Origin of the sequence: Methylomicrobium lacus LW14 (genome assembly GCF_000527095.1) — a bacterium.
In the GTDB taxonomy this organism is placed as follows: Bacteria; Pseudomonadota; Gammaproteobacteria; order Methylococcales; family Methylomonadaceae; genus Methylomicrobium; species Methylomicrobium lacus.
The window spans coordinates 4,126,025-4,145,626 of record NZ_AZUN01000001.1 but is presented as its reverse complement, the minus strand read 5'-3'; the positions used below and the strand labels follow the sequence as shown (position 1 = coordinate 4,145,626).

At 49.8% G+C, this 19,602-nt stretch carries 9 protein-coding genes and 1 pseudogene; 4 read left to right on the top strand and 6 right to left on the bottom strand.

The genetic code is table 11. From position 1 onward, the window contains the following. Positions 1-58 precede the first annotated feature (58 nt). The 3 genes from recC to recD are packed head-to-tail and all read left to right on the top strand — an operon-like array spanning position 59 to position 9,380. Positions 59-3,601, top strand: coding sequence for an exodeoxyribonuclease V subunit gamma (gene recC / locus METLA_RS0119340; RefSeq protein ID WP_029646819.1), 3,543 nt, complete (start codon positions 59-61; stop codon positions 3,599-3,601). Next, positions 3,598-7,320, top strand: coding sequence for an exodeoxyribonuclease V subunit beta (gene recB, locus METLA_RS0119335; RefSeq protein ID WP_024300131.1), 3,723 nt, complete (start codon positions 3,598-3,600; stop codon positions 7,318-7,320). Before recC ends, recB begins: the two co-directional genes overlap by 4 nt. Further along, positions 7,317-9,380, top strand: a complete 2,064-nt coding sequence (recD, locus tag METLA_RS0119330; RefSeq protein ID WP_024300130.1) for an exodeoxyribonuclease V subunit alpha — start codon at positions 7,317-7,319, stop codon at positions 9,378-9,380. Before recB ends, recD begins: the two co-directional genes overlap by 4 nt. Positions 9,381-9,520: 140 nt before the next feature. On the opposite strand, the gene METLA_RS21600 is transcribed toward recD, so the two are convergent. Together METLA_RS21600 and METLA_RS22275 are read right to left on the bottom strand one after the other, a co-directional pair. Then, positions 9,521-10,507, bottom strand: coding sequence for a DUF4268 domain-containing protein (locus METLA_RS21600; protein WP_024300129.1), 987 nt, complete (start codon positions 10,505-10,507; stop codon positions 9,521-9,523). A 309-nt stretch (positions 10,508-10,816) separates the two neighbouring features. Continuing rightward, positions 10,817-11,941, bottom strand: a pseudogene (locus METLA_RS22275) (IS3 family transposase). A gap of 299 nt (positions 11,942-12,240) precedes the next feature. On the opposite strand from METLA_RS22275, the gene METLA_RS22270 reads away from it, so the two are divergent. After that, positions 12,241-13,278 carry an IS4 family transposase gene (locus METLA_RS22270; RefSeq protein ID WP_161635433.1) on the top strand — a complete coding sequence of 346 codons (1,038 nt, stop codon included), beginning with the start codon at positions 12,241-12,243 and terminating at the stop codon, positions 13,276-13,278. A 254-nt stretch (positions 13,279-13,532) separates the two neighbouring features. Here METLA_RS22270 and METLA_RS0119305 read toward each other — a convergent pair whose 3' ends face one another. Genes METLA_RS0119305 through METLA_RS0119290 form a run of 4 tightly spaced genes read right to left on the bottom strand, consistent with a single transcriptional unit; the run spans position 13,533 to position 19,574 of the window. Next, positions 13,533-14,186 (bottom strand): hypothetical protein, encoded by a 654-nt coding sequence (locus METLA_RS0119305; RefSeq protein WP_024300126.1) that lies wholly within the window; start codon positions 14,184-14,186, stop codon positions 13,533-13,535. Further along, positions 14,183-16,222, bottom strand: a complete 2,040-nt coding sequence (locus METLA_RS0119300) for a hypothetical protein (RefSeq protein ID WP_024300125.1) — start codon at positions 16,220-16,222, stop codon at positions 14,183-14,185. The genes METLA_RS0119305 and METLA_RS0119300 overlap by 4 nt, the downstream gene beginning before the upstream one ends. A gap of 20 nt (positions 16,223-16,242) precedes the next feature. Next, positions 16,243-18,519: a hypothetical protein gene (locus METLA_RS0119295; RefSeq protein ID WP_024300124.1), complete on the bottom strand. Its 2,277-nt coding sequence runs from the start codon at positions 18,517-18,519 to the stop codon at positions 16,243-16,245. Further along, the gene (locus METLA_RS0119290; RefSeq protein ID WP_024300123.1) at positions 18,516-19,574 is read right to left on the bottom strand and encodes a tyrosine-type recombinase/integrase; all 1,059 of its coding nucleotides are present in this window, start codon (positions 19,572-19,574) and stop codon (positions 18,516-18,518) included. Before METLA_RS0119290 ends, METLA_RS0119295 begins: the two co-directional genes overlap by 4 nt. Between the last annotated feature and the right edge of the window lie 28 nt (positions 19,575-19,602).

Below are 19,602 nucleotides of genomic sequence, written 5' to 3'. Positions count from 1 at the left end.
GCACTTTTGTGGAAAATATTGGAAGCTAATATACCTCAATGGACAAATGAAAAAGACTATGACCGACAGCCAACTGACTCCAGGCTTCATGATCATCCATGGCAACCAACCCGAGTTGTTACGTCAGGTCATAGTCAGTTGGATGAAAGCGCATCCGCTCGATCCCCTCGAAGATGAAGTCATTCTTGTCCAAAGCAATGGGATTGCGCAGTGGCTCAAGCAGGCCCTGGCCGCGGACGAATCGGCATCGCTAACCGGCGGCTGCGGCATCGCGGCTGCCTTGCAGACGCTGCTCCCGTCCCGCTTTGTCTGGCAAGCCTACCGGGCGGTGATCGGCAAGGACGCCGTACCCGACGCCTCGCCTTTCGACAAGCCTCTGCTGGTTTGGCGCTTGATGCGGCTACTGCCACGGCTCACCCAAGAAAAAGGCTACGAACCGCTCGCGCGCTTTTTGAGCCAGGATAGTGACCAAAGAAAACGCTACCAACTGGCCGAACGCCTGGCTGATTTGTTCGACCAATATCAGGTTTACCGAGCCGATTGGTTGGCGGCCTGGGCCGAAGGCCGGAACATCCTGATCGATTATCAAGCCAGCCAGACCCCATTGTACGAAGAGCAGGTTTGGCAGCCGATGCTCTGGCGCGCCTTGCAGGCGGATGTCGGTGATGGCAGCCATACCAGCCGCGCGGCCGTGCATCAACGCTTTTTGGTTTTAGCTTCGGGGCTTGCGCGTCGCCCCGATGATTTGCCGCGGCGCGTTATCGTGTTTGGGCTGTCATCCCTGCCGAAACAGTCGCTAGAAGTGTTGATGGCGATATCCCAATGGACACAGGTCGTATTGTGTATCAATAATCCTTGTGAACATCATTGGACCAACATTCTGACCGAGAAAGATTTTCTCAGGCGCATAGGGCGTCACACCAAAAAACCTACATTGCCGGAGAATCTGAAAGAGGAAGAACTTCACTTTCATGCGCATCCGCTGCTCGCCGCCTGGGGTAAACAAGGCCGGGATTACATTTCCCTGCTGGATGAAATGGATGAACCGGGCAAATATCGACAATTGTTTGCCGAAATCGGTCAGCGCATCGATTTGTTCGGTCCTCACGGAGAAGGGTGTTTGCTGAATCAGCTTCAGGACGATATCCGCGATCTGCGGCCCATGTCCGAAAGTCGGCATCAATGGCCTCCAGTCGATCCGCAACGGGACCCGTCGATTCGCTTTCATGTCACCCATAGCCCCCAGCGCGAAGTTGAAGTGCTGCACGATCAGCTACTCGCCGCGCTCGACGCCGATCCTTCTCTGAAGCCACGCGAAATCATCGTGATGGTGCCAGACATCAATCAATTCGCGCCCCATATTCAGGCGGTTTTTGGTCAACTCAACCCGGCGGATAAGCGCTACATCCCTTACTCAATAGCCGACTTGGGCAAGCGACACCAGGCGCCGCTGGTCTATTCGCTCGAACTCCTTCTAGGTATCGATCAATCGAGATTGGCGGTCAGTGAGGTATTAGATCTGCTCAATGTGCCGGCCGTTCGCAAACGCTTCAACATCGAAGAGTCCGACCTGCTCTTGCTGCATCAATGGATCGCGCAAGCGAACATCCGTTGGGGGCTCCATGCTCGGCATCGTCAAAGCCTTGGGATCAATTTCGACTACGAGCAAAATACCTGGACATTCGGCTTAAAGCGAATGCTGCTGGGGTATGCGGTCGGCGTCGATCCAACCGGGCGCCAGGCGAACGACTGGAACGACATTGAACCCTACGGCGATGTCGCAGGTCTTGACGCCGCCCTGGCCGGACCGCTTGCCCATCTATTGACAAAAATCGAGGCTTTGCTGCAAACCTTTGCCAAGCCCGTCGCCCCGGCCGAATGGGGGGAAAGGTTGCGGAACCTGTTGCTGGATTTTTTCGAGAGCACGGATAACGACGAAACGTATCTGCTACTACAACTCCAGACATCCCTCGAACAGTGGGTCGATGCTTGCGAAAATGCGGCGCTCACGGAACCCTTGACGCTGCCCGTTGTGCGTGATTATTGGCTGTCGCAAATCGACCAGGGCGGCTTGTCGCAACGCTTTTTTGCCGGAAGCCTGACTTTCGCCACCCTGATGCCGATGCGCGCGATCCCTTTTCGGCGGATTTATTTATTGGGCATGAATGACGGTGACTATCCTCGGACGCATCCCGCGATGGATTTCGATCTGATGGCCAAGGACTATCGGCTGGGCGATCGCTCGCGCCGTGAAGACGATCGCTATCTGTTCCTGGAAGCCTTGCTTTCTGCACGCGAGCACCTTCACATCAGCTGGGTTGGACGTAGCATTCATGACAATACCGAGCGTCCTCCGTCTGTGCTGGTCAGTCAACTGCGGGATCATATTGCCACCTGCTGGCGACTCGAAGAATCGGCCGGGGGAAAGAAACTGCTTGAAGCGCTGACCATCGAGCATCGCATGCAACCGTTCAGCAAAGACTATTTCGGCGGCAACCAGGCAAAATCGTCGTTGTTTACGTATGCGCGCGAATGGCGGCCGACACAGGCAACCCGGGCTGCATCCGCCAAATCATCGACTGCTAGCCTGGCCCTGCCCGTTTTCGATGTCCCCGTTTCATTAGACCAATTGATTGGCTTCATGAAGGATCCGGTCAAGACTTTCTTCCGCGAGCGACTCGGGGTTTACTACGAACTCGATGACCTGACCAGCGAGGATCAGGAACCCTTTTCGATCGGCCCGCTTGCACAGTGGGCCCTCCAGAATGAGTTAATCCAAGTCCGCCTGGATGCCAAACGCCAGGGCAAGTCGGAATCCGAATCTGTGCAGCGGCAGCTCGCGCGCGTTCGCCGTCAGGGCATTTTGCCGACCGGTAGCGTGACCGAGTTGCTACAGGAATGGCTTGCCGAACCCCTGGATGCGATGTTCGATCAGTACGAGACTGCCTGCCAAGCGTGGCCGATGCCCCTTGAAGACGAAGATATTGCCTTCGAGCACACCGTCAATGGCCAAATGCTAAAGATACAGGGTCGCCTTACGCAACTGTTTGCAGACGCTGAGCAGGCGCGTTGCCGGATTGAGATCAATACCAGCAACCTGATCGAGAACAAGACATACCGACGAGACAGACTGATCTCGGCATGGATTCAGCACCTCGCAGGGCATCTTGACGGCCAGCCGCTGACCACGCATCTGATCGGCAAGAACGGCCAGGTCGTTCTCCGTCCGCTTGATCCTGAATGGGCGACACGCTGCTTCAAGGATTTGATCGAAGCTTATGTTGCCGGTTTATGCTTCCCCTTGCCTTTCGCCCCCAAAACCGCGTTAGCCTGGCTGGCGAAAGGGGGTAAGGGCTTCAGCGGACCGCTCAACGAATGCCGCTCTGACGCCGTAGTGGCCGCAAAAAAAACCTATGAAGGAAACCACAAATCACCCGGCGAAGCGGCAAACAACCCTTACTTGCAGCGCATCTATCCGACCCTCGACAGCCTTTGGTCCGATGGCGACTTCACGGTTTGGGCTGAGCGGCTGCTGTCTCCGTTGGACGAAAACGTTGGAAAAAAAGCCGAAACGGATCAAGGCGCTGGAGAGTCAAAATGAACAAGGCCATTACCCCTACGGAGCTAAATCAACTGACCTTTCCGTTGACGGGCAGCCATCTGATTGAAGCCAGTGCCGGCACCGGCAAAACGTTTACGATTGCGGCGCTGTATGTCCGACTCGTTCTCGGTCACGGCGGTCATCATGCTTTTTTGCAAGGCCGACCGCTGACGCCGCCGGAAATCCTAGTCGTGACCTTCACCGATGCCGCCACTAAAGAATTGCGGGACCGAATCCGAGCCCGTTTAGCAGAAGCGGCCGAATATTTCCGAGCTGAACCTGCGACGATTTCACTACTCCAACAGGGCGAGGATTTACTTTACGACCTGCGAGAGGAATATGAGCCAACATTATGGCCGACCTGTGCTCGCAAACTCCAGCTGGCTTCGGAATGGATGGATGAAGCTGCGGTTTCCACGATTCATAGCTGGTGTAACCGCATGCTGCGTGAACATGCGTTCGACAGCCAAAGCCTGTTCACGCAAAATCTTGAGACCGACCAGTCCGAACTGTTGTCGGAAATTGTGCGCGATTACTGGCGAAATTTTTTCTATCCATTGGGAATGGAAGACTTCGTTACGGTCCGTACTTATTGGGAGCAACCGAGCGCGCTTGAAAACGCGATAGTACCTCTGATTGAGCATGCCGATATATTGGACCACAATATTCCGCCGCATGAGCACTTGCAAAGAACCAGGGAAGATAAAAAAGTAGCGCTTGATCAGTTGAAACAACCGTGGGCGGCTTGGGCTCAGGAGATCAAAGAGTTATTCAATGACGCCAAACAAAAAAAGCTGATTGATGGCAAAAAATTGCAAGCAAGATGGTATGAGCCATGGCTAAATAACATCTACGAATGGGCAATCTCACCCACTCAAGAATTATTTGATATTGCCACAGGCTGGTCACGCCTCACCCCAGAGGGAATTGACGAAGTATGGAAAAATGGACAGCCTCCAAATCACCCGGCCTTTGCCGCCATTCCCCCATTGAAAGAAGCATTGACCAATTTGCCAAGTCCAAAACAAGGGATTTTGAGTCATGCGGCACACTGGATTGCCGAGGCATTCGCCACAGCACAAAAGCAGCGCGCCCAAATGGGTTTTAACGACCTGCTGACCGGCCTAGAGGCCGCGTTGAACGGTAAATATGGCGATCGGCTCGCACAGGTGATCCGCCAACAGTTCCCGGCGGCGCTAATTGACGAATTCCAGGACACCGATCCGGTGCAATACCGAATCTTCGAACGTGTCTACGAGATTGACCAGCATCGGCAAGACTGTGCATTGATCCTGATCGGCGATCCCAAGCAGGCGATTTATGCTTTCCGTGGTGCGGACATCCACACCTATTTGAAAGCGCGCGCAGCCGTTCAGGGCCGTCTCTACACGTTGAGCAAGAATTTCCGTTCAACACAGGAGATGGTTAATGCGACCAATCATTGCTTCGATTTGATCGAGAAACAGTCAGGGAATGCAGGCGCCTTTCTTTTTCGCAAGAACGGTAACAATCCGGTGCCTTTCCAACCCGTTCTCGCCCAGGGGCGCAAAGATCGGTTCATGGCCGACAACAAACACGTGCCCGCGCTGACAGCGGTGGTCATCGCGGCGGAAGAGACACTGAGCAAAGAGGCCTATCTTGAGCAGATGTCCGAGATTTGCGCGACCCAGATCGTGACCTGGTTGAATCAGGGGCAACGGCACACAACAGGATTCATGGCTGAAGAAGGCCATTTAGTCCCTCTCAAGCCCAGCGACATTGCGATCCTTGTCAACAATGTCAACGAAGCGGGCAGCATTCGCCAGGCGCTATCACGCAGGGGTGTTCGCTCCGTTTACCTCTCCGACAAAGACTCCGTCTATGCCTCCACACAAGCCATGGAAATTTATCGTTGGCTGTCAGCTTGTGCCGAGCCGGATAACGATCGGCTACTACGGGCTGCCCTATCGACCTCGACCCTTGGCCTGTCTTTTGCCGAACTGGACGCGCTCAATCATGATGAAGACGCTTGGGAGAGTCGAGTCCTCCAATTCAAGGCTTATCGTGAAATCTGGCAGCGACAAGGCGTGTTGCCGATGCTGCGCAGCCTGCTCTTCGATTTCGGCTGTATTGAACGCTTGTTGCAAACGCCGGCCGATTTGGCGGGCGTCAGTGGCGAGCGCATCCTGACCGATCTTTTGCATCTGGCGGAACTGTTGCAACAAGCCAGTTGCACCTTGGAGGGCGAACACGCCTTGATTCGCTTTTTGGCCGAACAACAAGCATCGCCTTCCAGTGATACGGAAGCGAAAAAAGTCAGGCTTGAGAGCGATGCCGATCTGGTCAAGGTCGTGACCATTCACAAATCCAAGGGACTGGAATACCCTGTAGTCTTCCTCCCGTTCATCTGCGCCACCCGCCAAACCAAAGATACCGATCTGCCTCTCAAGTGGCATACCGACGCCGGCGAGTTGCAGATCGCCCTGGACTGTACGCCGGAAGTGCTTCGCCAAGCCGACCAGGACCGGCTCGGCGAGGATGTGCGCAAGGTTTATGTCGCATTGACACGCGCGCGCCATGCGGCTTGGCTGGGGCTGTCGCCCCTCGAAGCCGCAGAGGTCAGTGCAGTGGGGCATCTATTGGGCATCGGCCGCACTCCAGCCAAAGAGTTTTTGAATGCCGTCCATTCCTTCGCGGCCGCACAACCTGCCATTACGGTCGTATCGGAACTGATCGTCGATCATACGTGCCTCGTACCCCTCGATGTTGACTCCACGCTAGGCCAAGCGCGCGTTCCCACCCACACTGCCAAGGAATACTGGCGAATCAACAGTTATTCCGGCCTGCGCACCGAGACCCACTTCCCCGATTCAAGCGGGCCTGTATCCTTCATCGATGACACGCCGCAAGCCGCCAATTTACAGGAAGTAGAGCTTGAAATCCTGTCGAGTGTGAACCTGGACGATGTACCAAAGACATCTATGCACCGTTTCCATAAAGGCGCGGAAGCAGGCACCTTTTTGCACGAATTGATGGAATGGGTGGCCTACTTTAGGTTTGCAGCCGCTTTAGAGAATCCGGCACCGCTACGTGACGCGATCGCACGCCGCTGTAAGATCCGGCGCTGGGATGCCTGGATCGACCCCTTGGATCATTGGGTGCATGCGATGCTCCAAACCCCGCTGCCCATTAGCGCCAATGCCCCCACTGTCAAAGGATTGCCAGCAAGCATTGTCCTCAAGGACTTGCAAACCTACAAAGTAGAAATGGAATTCTGGTTCGAAACGCACCACGTCGATCTTGAGCAATTGGACACGGCCGTCATCTCGCATACGCTCGGACAACGCCCACGCCCAAAACTGCTGCCTGAAACCATGAATGGCATGCTGAAGGGTTTCATGGATCTCGTGTTCGAGTATCAAGGCAAGTACTACGTCGCCGACTACAAATCCAATTGGCTTGGTCACCAAAACGCTAACTACAACCAAGCCGCGATGGAGGAAGCGATTCGCAGCCATCGCTACGATCTGCAATATGTCATTTATCTGTTCGCGCTCCATCGCTTGCTGAAGTCACGGATGCCAGATTATGACTATGACACCCATGTTGGCGGCGCGGTCTACCTGTTCATGCGGGGCATAGGCGCCGAGACTGCGGGTGTGCATTTTGAACGCCCTCCCAAAGTCTTAATGGATAAACTGGATGAGATTTTTAGCAACAGTGCCGGGAGAGCCGCATGAACACGATGTCAAGCAATAATCCTCTGCACGACGCTCATGCGATGATCGATCTTCTTGAGGCATGGGTTCAGCGCAATTGGCTGCGAGAAATCGACCTCGCCCTGACGCGTTTTCTTTGGCATGAAGTCAAAGACGCATCTCCTGAGTTGCTGCTGGCGATTGCTTTGACCAGTCATCAATTAGGCCGAGGACATGTTTGCCTTGACCTTGAAGCCACATTAAACGACCCTTATATAGCTCTTTCGCTTCCCCCCGATCAGTTTACCGATCATGAATTGGAACCGGTCAAGCGGCCGTCGGATTTATTAGCCGGCATGCCTTTGCCATTTTGGGCCGACAAGATCAGGCATCCCGATTTGGTTGCCGAAGACCATGGCCAGTCTCCTCTGGTGTTTGACGGCGAGAGACTCTACCTGCGCCGCTACTGGCAATATGAACGCAATGTCGAAGCCGCCATCGAGCACCGGCTGAGCCGCGGTGAACAAATTCGCCTCACATTGCCGGAGCCCGAATTGCAAGCCAGCCTTTCGGCGCTCTTCCCCAAGGAAAAAGCCGGTCCTACCCATTGGCAAAAGATCGCCTGCGCGCTTGCATCGCGTAGTGCGTTCAGCATTATCACCGGAGGCCCCGGCACCGGAAAAACGACCACCGTGGTCAAATTGCTGGCATTACTCCAAAGCATCGCACTCAAGCATCATAGCAACCGCCCTTTACGCATGCGTTTGGCCGCCCCCACCGGGAAAGCGGCCGCGCGCTTGAAGGAGTCGATCTCCGGCGCGATCCATCGTCTACCGGATGTCGTGCTGGAACAAGCGGGACTTCGCGACGCCATACCCATCGAAGTCATCACCCTGCATCGGTTGCTCGGCACCCGCGCGAATACCCGGCAATTCAAACATGACGCCAGAAACCCGCTCGCACTCGATGTGCTCGTGGTAGACGAGGCTTCGATGGTCGATCTGGAGATGATGGAGGGAGTGTTGTCGGCGCTTCCGGAACACGCCCGACTGATCCTGTTGGGCGACAAGGATCAGCTTGCCTCCGTAGAAGCCGGCTCGGTCTTAGGCGAACTCTGCCGCCATGCCAAGGATGGGCGTTTTACATTGGACACCGCAAGCTGGATCAAACGTATTACCGGCGAGACGATAGAAGCAGATCTTGTCGACGATCAAGGGCTTGAGCTGGATCAACATATCGTGATGCTGCGCGAAAGCTTCCGATTCACCTCCGAGAGCGGTATCGGCCAGTTGGCTGCTGTGGTTAACGCGGGCGACACCGCGCAAATCACCTCCGTGTTGCGACAGGGTTATGCCGATCTTTCAAAACACGACCTGATGTCCATCGATGATCCAAAGCTGGAAGATATACTGGTTGGCCAAACCAATACCGAAGACGCATCCGAAGCAGCCAAAGGCTATGCGTATTATCTATCCATGATCGGTAAGCATCGACCATCCATCGATGCAGCCAAATCCGACTTTGACGCCTGGGCTCGCACCGTTTTGGCGGCCCACAGTCAATTTCAGATTTTATGTGCGCTCAGAAATGGGCCCTTTGGCGTCACTGGGCTCAACCATCGCATCGCCGAAACCCTGAACAAACGGGGTTTGATCCATACCGCCACGACCTGGTATGAAGGCCGACCGATATTGGTTACAAAAAATGACTATCGCCTGGGTTTGATGAACGGCGACATCGGCATCACGCTCAGTTACCCTCAACGGGACAAGCAGACCGGCCAACTCTCTTCAGTAACGCGTGTAGCATTTCCGAAAGGCGACGGCACCGACGGCATCCACTGGATTCTGCCCAGCCGTCTGTTATCGGTCGAAACCGTATTCGCGCTCACCGTGCATAAATCCCAAGGCTCCGAATTTGAACACTGCGTGCTGATTCTGCCCCCGAAGCGCAATCCGGTTTTGACCCGTGAATTGGTCTATACGGGGATCACCCGTGCAAAAAAATGGTTTTCTCTGGTCAGCATCGGCAACGCTAATATGATCAACGAGACCTCGACGAGAACAGTGCAAAGATCGGGTGGACTTTTTCTGAAAAAATAAGCGTAAAACCTACCCCATATCCTATGGCCGTTATGCAAAGCTTTGCATAACGGCCATTTCTTGCCGCTCGATGTGTGCTCTGAAATGGCTGGTTTATATCATAAACTGCTAATTTATAACGCCTTACTCTGTGGCAAATTTTAAAGCGAAGTGGAAAAATTGTCTAACAGCAGCGCATTGTTGGCATAGGTAGCAATTGGCGCGACCTTTGCACCCAAGACTTCTTTTATTTTAAGCAGCTTTTTGACGTGCCACGCTTGAACTTGCTCTAACTCAGAGTCTGGATCAGCTATAGATGCATCGCAATAAAACGCCAGACGCGAAGCTCTTTTATTGTCGAGTCGTTCCCATTCGATTGGCTCCCCAAATGCAGTCTCTAGCGATTCTTTATATTTTAGTAGTTCGTCAAAAACGTATTTGTTTTTATCATAATCTCCCAAGTCAATGTATAACTCTGCTCTAGCTTTTCCTCCGGCCGCAAAATTTGCTCCGTAGTATATCCCTTTGACGCCGGATGAAAATGAGTACCAATTTTGAGGCTGCCCAGCTTTAGCAGATGTAAATCTGTGATTTTCACGAAGATCATCAATCAGTGACTGAAAATAGGATTGATACCTTTCGCCTTTTGATGAAACCGACGCGCTTTGCCCACGACCTTTTTTAGTTTTTTGCCATTCGTTAGGCGATGCGGCTAATTTGAATGAAAACGCTGGTTTTGAGTCATCAATTTTTATGACTTCAACAACCACACCAAAAAAGGATGTATCGCCATCAGTTCTCTGGTTAAGCCAATCCAATGCTTGTCGATGTTCTTCCCTAATCGACTCGGAAATCCAGATGACAATCGAAGCATCAAATCCCGCTGAGTAGGTCAATAATTTTCCCAAGTGATCATGATCGGTTTGGGTAAGCTGGTTTTCAATTATGACGGTATGAGATGTACCCAAATCTTTCGCAAGAATATCTAAAGAGAAATCTCCAACGCTTGCTTCTCTTTCTGTGAGTTCCAAATCCATACCGAGCGCCTTCCCAAGTTCTTCGATATTTGCAGCAAGCCATGGCGTGAAATCTGATGCCTCATGCGGCCAAATATCTCTTAGAGATACCTTTTTAAGCTCTCCAAACAATGCAATGTACTCCTATAAAATAAAGCATGTAACAAGTAATTAGAGGTTTATGTATATCATCTCTGATCACTTACCTACTAAGCGACAAGCCAATCAGACATTCGCAAAGGTCTAATTGTATATCTCTCCGAATTGGATATTATATAGTTTCTCTAGAGGTGGTACCGAAAAATTGAACAGCCGGTTAAGTGGAACACCTGCTACTAGAGGAGGCCCCAAACCTTTGAACAGCGATCATCGATTTTAAAGTGGAATCCCTGCCGATAATTACGCTGCCATTATGACCGGTGGCAACATGCCGGTATAAGCCTAATAAGGTGTTTTTCGATTCAGACTTGAATGGGGCCTGGATCGATTGTACCAATCCACATATTGCATGATAGAGGCTCTCGCCTGAGCGACCGAATCATAAGCGTGTAGATAAACACACTCATATTTCACCGACCGCCACACGCGTTCGACGAAGACATTATCCCGCCAGGCTCCCCGGCCGTCCATGCTCAGCCGGCAACCGTTTTCCAGCACTGTATCGACAAACGCCTTGGCGGTAAATTGACTGCCCTGGTCCGTGTTGACGATCTCGGGTGTGCCGTACCGCCTGAACGCGTCCTGAAGGACATCGACAGCATGACAGGCTTCCAGGGTAATCGCCAGTTTGGCAGCCAATACTTTGCGACTGGCCCAATCCACCACGGCCGTCAGGTAAGCAAAACCTTTGGCGAGACGAATATAGGTCGTATCCAGTGCCCAGACCTGATTGGCACGATGGATCGCCATGCCGCGCAGCAAGTAAGGATAGATTTCATGTCCCGGCTGCTTCTTACTGGTGTTGGGCTTGCAATACAGCGCCTCAATACCCATCCGCAGCACTTGTGCCCTGTGGGTATCAAGGTTTTGACATGCTTGCGACCCACTGTGATGCCTTGCTCGTGCAATTGATCGCGCAGCATTCTGGCACCCATGAACGGATGTTTCAAATGCAGTTCATCCAATCGCCGCACTTGTGCCCTTTGGGTATCACGTCCAAATCACGCTCCGAGACGGGCCTAGGCAAGTAATAGACACTACCCCGGCTGAGTTTGAGTAAATCTGCCTGACGGCTAATCGACAATTTCGCGTGACGGTCTATCATCGCTTTGCGCTCAGCAATCCCGCCTTGTTGAGCGCGCCCTCTAAAAAATCATTTTCCAGCGTCAACTGGCCGATCTTGGCATGTAACGCCTGCAGATCGACAGCGGGCGACGCCGACTCTGTGGGTTTACCAAAGACCTCTGCCGCCCGTTCCGTCAGCTGCCGTTTCCAATCGGTAATCTGGTTCGGGTGAACCTCGAATTCCTGCGTGAGTTGCGCCAGGGTTTTATCGCCCGCCAGCGCTGCCATGGCGACTTTGGCTTTGAAAGCCGGTGAATGTTTTCTTCTCGTTTTGATTGACATCTTCTGCTCCGTTTTATCGTCCTTCTGGACATTCAAAAGCAGCAGGTGTTCCACTTAACCGGCTGTTCAATTTTTCGGTACCACCTCTACTTTTGAATGTCTAGAAGCTCTGTACACGACAAAAAACCTAAGCCATTGATTTGCAAGAAGGGCAAATAAGGAGCTTGAAAGTCCATCGCTAATCGGTTTCACTCTCTTGCGACCAAACAGGAGGTGAAATGGAATTGAGCGATGGACTGAGAGTGATTCTAAAAGGACATTTAGATTGGGGCAAGTGCCGTTTGGATTGTTTTGTTGGGATGCTATTGGCCTTAGTGCGGCTGAAACGCATGAACCTGACGCAACTGGCCTTGGCCTTTGCCAGTCAGGCGAAGCCGAAATCGCGCTATCGGCGGTTGCAGCGATTTTTTCAGGAAGCCGTCTTTGATTATGATGCGATTGCGCGCTTGATCATGCAGTTGTTTGATTTTTATGAGAAATCGTACTACCTCACGTTGGATCGGACGAACTGGAAATGGGGTGAAAAGAATCTCAATATTCTGACGCTAGGCATCGTCTACAAAGGTGCGGCGATTCCCGTATATTGGCTGGTATTGAATAAACAGGGCAACTCCAACCAGCGCGAGCGCATCGCCTTGTTGCAAAGATTTATAGCTCGCTTTGGTCGGCAAGGTATTTTGGGCGTCCTGGGCGATAGGGAGTTTATTGGCGATCGATGGTGGCAATGGTTAAGCGATCAGGACATTCCTTATCTGATCCGGATGAAGGAAAACCAGTTGCTGACGGCTTGCCCAGGTCAGGAACGTCCTGTCCGCTCGCTGTTCGCCGACCTGGACGTGGGCAAAAGCCGCGCGCTGAGAAAAAAGCGCCGCATCGGCCAACAGTGGGTATGGCTCAGCGGCATGAAGCTGGACAGCGGTGAACTGTTGATCCTGGCGGGTAACCAACGTTTTCCGCAGCCGGTGGAAGTCTATGGTTTGCGTTGGGAAATAGAGAATCTGTTCCAATGCCTGAAAGGCCGGGGCTTTCATCTGGAAGAGATGCGCCTGATCCGTTATTTTCGGATCAAAAAGGTGATGGCATTATTGGCCATTGCCTTTTGTTGGGCGCATAAGACGGGCGAATGGAAACATCAGGTCAGGCCCTTAAAAACGAAAAAGCATGGACGTCCGGAGCAGAGTTTATTTCGTTATGGGCTGGATTATCTGACAGACAGCCTTTTGCATGGCCTCCAAAAAATTGAGGACAGATTCAGGCTATGGGTGTTGTTTTTATGTCCGCCCGACATGATCGTAGTTGACGGACAGAATCCCGAAATAATAGCTCTCCAAACATGAGTGAGAGCCTGTGGATAAATTTTTTGTCGTGTACAGAGGTCCAGACTAATACAGATTAACAGTCATGATGGTATTTAACAGGCTGTTGATTTTCTCTGATTTTTGACGTCACCGATCAATATACAGATATATTTAAGAAAATACACGCTATATATTGTGATATATTAACACGAATAGTCAGTTTTTCAACAACCTGTTAAGCATGAGCATTTGAACAAATTCTCATGCTACTCCTTCATACATCAATGGCAGGGCTACTCGTCGTTCTTACTTCTTTCTACTGTCCTGAGTCCGCCCATTTTTGCTCGCTGAGCGGGGGTTAATAGATCATGCAATATTGCAATCTCGCTACTTAATTGGCGATTTTGCTTTTGCAGTCTTGTTACCCTATCAATCAATTCCTCATTTTCCTGCCGCAATTTATGCACTTCCAATGCTTGTTTATTGATATCATCAAGTAAATGCGATGCAAAAAAAGCTTCCACAATGGCTCGCAGCTCTGCTTCCGAATTCGACTTTTCCCGTCGTTTTAATATTCCGACTTCCCGCTCCAGCTCACGTTTCGTAAGTTGCTTTGATTTGTTGGGTTTTCCTTTGTGTAAATCAGTGAGTTTTTCTAATTCCTCATTCAGTCGATCGATGTAATCGCAAAGCTCCGGCTGGCGACGCACATTAATAAGACTGCGATCTCGACCGGCAATTTTAGCGATATTAGCCAGAACGAGTTTTCGATCTTTGGGATTCGCTGCATTACCAGATTTGATTATTTCAGACAAGCGGTTATATTCTAGATTAACCGCTTGATACAGTGCTTTTGTTGATGGAGTCCCTTCAACTACCCAAAGGGGGTCATGCTTTGTTTCCGCCTTGGGGGGAGACTTTTTGGGTAGTCTGTCTCGGATGCTCATTCAATATTTGCCAATGGCTTCAGTTCGGGAAAAAGTTGGGTGGCATTTTTGATCGCCTCGCGACTGGCACGTTTCAGACTAGGCAGTTGAAATGTCTGCTGCTCGATGAAATCGACATGACTGATCAAAATTTGAGTCTGTTTAGTCAAGTGGGAATTGCGTGAAGCAGTAAAATTTACACAACCTTCACATTTTTCCCAAGACGTGCCTTTAGGGTTAGGGGTGCCAGAAGAATCCTTGCATTGGGCTGCATGTTCAAAAGATTTATGTAACAGACACCAGCCATATTCATGGGCCGTCACCTGCTCAATTTGATCGCAAAATGCCTCGATGTGGATCTCCGCTTCCTCAGGGCTCACCACTGTTATCTGCTCGCCTAAAGTCTTCTTGATAAACAGCGCCATTGCACCGACAAAATCAGGATCGATAACACTGTCGTGTAATACGCGTGGCACCAGTTCCCTGATGTATGCTCGGTTTATGCGCGTAATTTCATCTGCGTCCAGCTTGTCAAATGTGTATCGCTTGGTCCACCAATGATTGTAAGAATGCAGTGCGTGTTGGCGAAATAGTTCTTCAACATTTCCGTCGAATTTTCTTAACGCAAACTCAGCGAATGCATGTCGGAATTGGTGGCTAGCGATGCGCTCATGAAGGTCTAGGAAATCACCTTCGACTTTTGCCTCCACACGGGCGCAAAAAGCGGCGTAGTATTTTTTTAAATTCTTACCCGCTGTCTCTACTGAAATTAGCCGAGGTTCTAACCGGGCTTTAGCTTTCGGTGGAAGCACAGAGAACAAAGGTAGCTTTGTGCTGGTTTTATCGTAATATGACAAGTGAAGAATAGCACTGAACGCTTCGTCAATATAGTTGGTCACACCTTGTTCGATTCTCAGCCCCTTGTGCGTTTTCAAAATCGAAGGGCGCATTGTGGCGTCTTGACCGGTTAACGAGTTTGATGGGGTAATATCTATTCCTCGAAGCGTTCGTATTTCAGAAGGCCCCCTTTTTCCCATAACCGACAAAAAGATAATGTAAATTGCTGTTCCAAGTTGTCTATAGTCGCGAACAAGATCATTATAAAACTTCCATGGAAATTGAAATGGTTGATCCGCTGCCAGCCTGATCTGCTCTTCCGTATGAAGCTTTAGCAACTCGTTATGTAAAGGCAATGCAAACTCTATTTTACAACGGTTAGCTTGAGAGCCCCTTGAATTTCCCGATGGGGAGTTTGACAAGCAGTTAATGTTGCTTGTGTTCCGATACATAAAACAATGCGTTTTAGACTTGGATCCCCAGAATGCAGAGTGTAGGTTGATAATATCGCTCTCACGGGCTACCTTGAAGTATAATAGAAGTTGCTTTGTGCGGTATGAGCGCAGAGTTGCTATTGCATCTGCGAGGAGAAGATGAGCTGTTACAAACGGGATACTCCCATATGAACCGCCTGTTTTCCAGTCAGAAAAATCGATGCCTCTAGCTTCCAATTCTTTGCCTAGCACTTTATAAGTCATTGCTCTGGTTGCTAAAAATTCAGGACCATCACTGACGGCTCCTTCTTGGTAAGCCTTATAAAAAAAACGAAGAACTGTAGTCGCTCGTTCTACGACGTGTTTACCATTCGGTTCAGCTAGCTTAATAAGTCGGCGTTGGCTACTAGATTCTTCACACCAGCCATAAAACACCATGGCTGTTAGTAGATTAGCCCAGTCAGATTTATCCAGTTCGCAAAGAGCTCTCCCTTTGTACTTTTGTTCAATCAAAGCCAACAATCGCATAAGGATGTCTGCTTTTCTGAAATCATTTCCTTGTATCGTTGCTTTTTCTTCGACAATCCTCGGCGACCACCATAACAATAACAGGCGTTGGGCAAGTAATATTCGCTCAGTATTCAACGGATAATCCGCAAAATCAATTCTAGAGTGGACAATTTCCCCATGGAAGATGTTCAAGATAGTCCATTGTGCCTTCGGCCCTATGCTTAAATTTAATGACTCCAGATTTGCTTGTTGTATTGCGGTGAGTGTTTTGCTCAAAGTATGTTCCCTTATTAGGCTCAGGATAGCGATGGAAAAGGAAAATCAATTTCGGCAGCTATGCGACGCCCAGACTGCTTTAATTTATCGTCGAAGCTTTCAAAAACCTGGTGATAGTGAATAAGTTGTGCTAGATAGCGCGTGCAAATATCTTCGCGGTCACTGGCCAGCAGAGATGGCAGTTGACCTTCAAGGTGTTGGATGTATCCCCACATCATCCCTGCAGTCATATCAGTTTCGATGATAAGGGTTTCATTTCCATTGAGAATTTCTCCGGCAATGGTCAACTTCTCTTGTTCGTCTAGCCTTGACAACAGTGTTGTCTGATCGATCCTGGAAGAATGAATTCCGCAAAGTTTTTCGAGTTCTTCAATGCTCACTTTGCGGTTAGATTCGGCAAGCCTCTCCGCTATCTGTTCAGCTAGCTCTATTTTGGCGTCACCCACTTTTCGAGCGAATGCTCTGACAGGTTCTATGATTTCAGTTATACCTATTCGAGCATATCCATCCTTATAAGTGTTCCGCCCCGTTGCTTCACTATGACCAGCGACTTCAGCCGCTACGCCCATGATGCCATCGATCTTGACACTTCTGTTACTCTCAGCTTCTATTTCAACTACTAAGGACTCGCCTATAGGGCCTACAGGCAGCTGGATGTGTTTATCTGGATTATTCCTTTTAAGGGCAACTCGATTCTGTAGAATTGCTATGAAAGCCTGAGCTTCGCGGGAGGCCTCGATACCAGCATCGGATAGAAATGTGTCGTGCCATACAGTCCCTGGTACGCTGATCAATTCCAGCGGAAGGTAAGTGTTGGTAATTTGGGAATGTGTTGCTTGGCAAATCATACCCGCTATCAGCCCTTCAACATAGCGCCCTTTTGGATTGTGATTTTTCAGTTGTACCTGAGCTTGTTTCTTTAGATTTAGCCAATTGCTGTAAATTTCGAAAGGTGGTGTTCGACGCTTATAGATCGCCGACTCCACGTCAGTGTGACGACGCTTAGCGTGCGCGTTTTTGGAACGGCGCATTTTTAAAGTGGAGATTTGTAAACTTGAACTGTTTTCAGTTTTATGAACACTATCGATTGTCAGGCTTTTGATCCCGCTTTTTTGAGCGCGTTCAGAAGCGAGCATCCACTGCATAGCGAGCTCTTCAAGAAGAGTTGGTACAATCCACTCAATTCCCCAAATACAGGGCTGTTTTATTTTTACGCCACGCCCAGCCGGCCCAAGATATGGTTTTAGGGGGAACCACTCTTTATCACCTGGCCCATAGCCCTTCGCATTAAATCGAATGCTACCGTCTGCTCTAACAAAACGATTAAGTAAGAGTTGATGTTGCTTTTGAGAAAAAGGAGTTACATCGCCAAACTCGTTTGGGGCCAGTGCCGGTCGGAGTTTTTTTAAACAATAAAACTGCCATTCAGCGAGTAAAGGGTCGTCTTGTATGCACTTCCAAGCTGCTGGAAAAACCTTGCGCACTACATTGAGGTTAATATGAGGGGCTTTGGAGTTATAGAGACAGCTATTCCAATTTTCAAATTTCTTTCGAGCTTCGTTTAAAGTGCAGCCTTTCGTTTGCTCTAGCGCTTCTGAAATGACAGCTTCACTAAGCATAGCTTGCCGAAACTTGTGAAAGTGTTGCATTAGCCAGATCACACCGTAACGTAGGCCCATTTGTAACTCTTGATTGGAGAATAGAGATTCTGGAATTCCAAGGAAGCGCCCAAGAGGTGGTTTTTTGGTACTCTGAGGTTGTCTAGGAATAGACTCTCTCAAAATTATGCTCGCATCTTTTAGTAAGCCCGGCCAAGTAGACACTTTGCCGAAACGATGAACAAGCGCCGTTTCCAGCATTTTGGTCATTACTAGAATAAAGAGGTAGGTTTTATTCGGAGTCTCGTGATTTTTGAGATGTTTGAACCAGTCACTAAAAATGAGTGACGGTAAGAGGTAAATCAGGTCATCACCATCTTGGGTGTTGTTTTTCAAATAGCTTCGCTGATTTTCTTTGAGAAATTTTAAGAATGACTTAACTGCATTGTTTCTAAGTCTTTTGGGTCCGATATTTAACCTAATGGCATAATCAGGCAACGTGAAGTAATAAAGAACCAGATCGAGGAGAGCATCATCTTCGTAGCCAGCTGGCAAAGTCAACACGTCAAAGCGGCTTTTATTGGGTACCTCAATAATAACTTGAAACTGAGACAAGCGACGACTTGGTAGATCCTTCGGGTCTAGGTGCTGCTCAGCAATCATTCTTAGTATGTCTTCTCTACTATAGGCTATGGTCATCCAATCTTCCTAGTCTGAATAGAGTGGTATTTGTTGGCCATCATATCAAGTTCAGAGAGAACATGGTTACGACCATGCAGCAGGGCGTCAAATTGAATGTATCTTTTTGTGGTTTCGATATCATTGTGGCCGAGCCGCCGCGGCACTATAACCCAGGGATCTCGACCAGTTTTATAACATTCGTCTACGAGATGAGTGCCAAAGCTCTTGCGAAGCCTGTGATACCCCTGGCGGACATTTCGACACAAAGCAGCAGTCTTATAAGCATCTGAAAAAACACTACTTGCGTATTGATCATTTTTTATTGGGTAACCGTCCTTGCGGCATAACAATGGACCTTGGCCACCGTTGATCCTGATTCTCCATCGCTTCATGTAATCCATGATCGATTCACACAAGTCTGGTGGTAGATAGAGATCACGGTTTTTACCCCCCTTGCCTTTAATTTTTATTTTTGCAGTACCCCAAAGCCCTTTGTTTCTGTCTTTCGCCTCGTTTATTTTTTGCCTCACATCATTGGCATTCAGTTTCAATACTTCGAAACCTCGAGTACCGCATTCGTATCCGAGTCGTAGAGCTATACGGTCTCGTGCCCGAATAAATGGGTCTCGCCCGACGACTCCGGCCTTTAATTTGTCGAAAGTTTCTCTATCGATATACAAAGAGTGAAAACTGTGCTGGCTTGCCACGTACACGGTATTTTCAGGAGCCTCTTTATCGTAAAGGTGACGGTAACTCCAATGGAAATCAGGCATCGCATCAAGGTAACCTTTTTGTACTTGCCACTCATAAAAGCTTTTTAATGTGGTTATGTGGTGTGCCATGGTTTCAGGCGAATAACTCCTGGCCTGAAAAAGTTCTCCATGAAGATATCCTGTCATTTGACGAGGCGTGATCTCCCTCCAATCTCCGATACTTCTAATGACTTTCAAAAATGAGAGCAGATCAGCAGCATAGGCCCTGCATGAATTTAACGAATGCCCAATGGCAAGATCAGCAAGAAATAGATTAACGTGCCATAACAGTTGCCCAGTTTCATCGACGATGACGTACATATCGCAAGTCAGTGGCTTGCCAGATACA

Excerpts from the sequence above, each read along its gene's own strand:
- recD (WP_024300130.1), top strand. The coding sequence starts at position 7,317 with ATGAACACGATGTCAAGCAATAATCCTCTGCACGACGCTCATGCGATG.
- recC (WP_029646819.1), top strand. The coding sequence starts at position 59 with ATGACCGACAGCCAACTGACTCCAGGCTTCATGATCATCCATGGCAAC.
- METLA_RS22270 (WP_161635433.1), top strand. The coding sequence starts at position 12,241 with ATGCTATTGGCCTTAGTGCGGCTGAAACGCATGAACCTGACGCAACTG.
- METLA_RS0119305 (WP_024300126.1), bottom strand. The coding sequence starts at position 14,186 with ATGAGCATCCGAGACAGACTACCCAAAAAGTCTCCCCCCAAGGCGGAA.
- METLA_RS0119295 (WP_024300124.1), bottom strand. The coding sequence starts at position 18,519 with ATGACCATAGCCTATAGTAGAGAAGACATACTAAGAATGATTGCTGAG.
- recB (WP_024300131.1), top strand. The coding sequence starts at position 3,598 with ATGAACAAGGCCATTACCCCTACGGAGCTAAATCAACTGACCTTTCCG.
- METLA_RS0119290 (WP_024300123.1), bottom strand. The coding sequence starts at position 19,574 with ATGTACGTCATCGTCGATGAAACTGGGCAACTGTTATGGCACGTTAAT.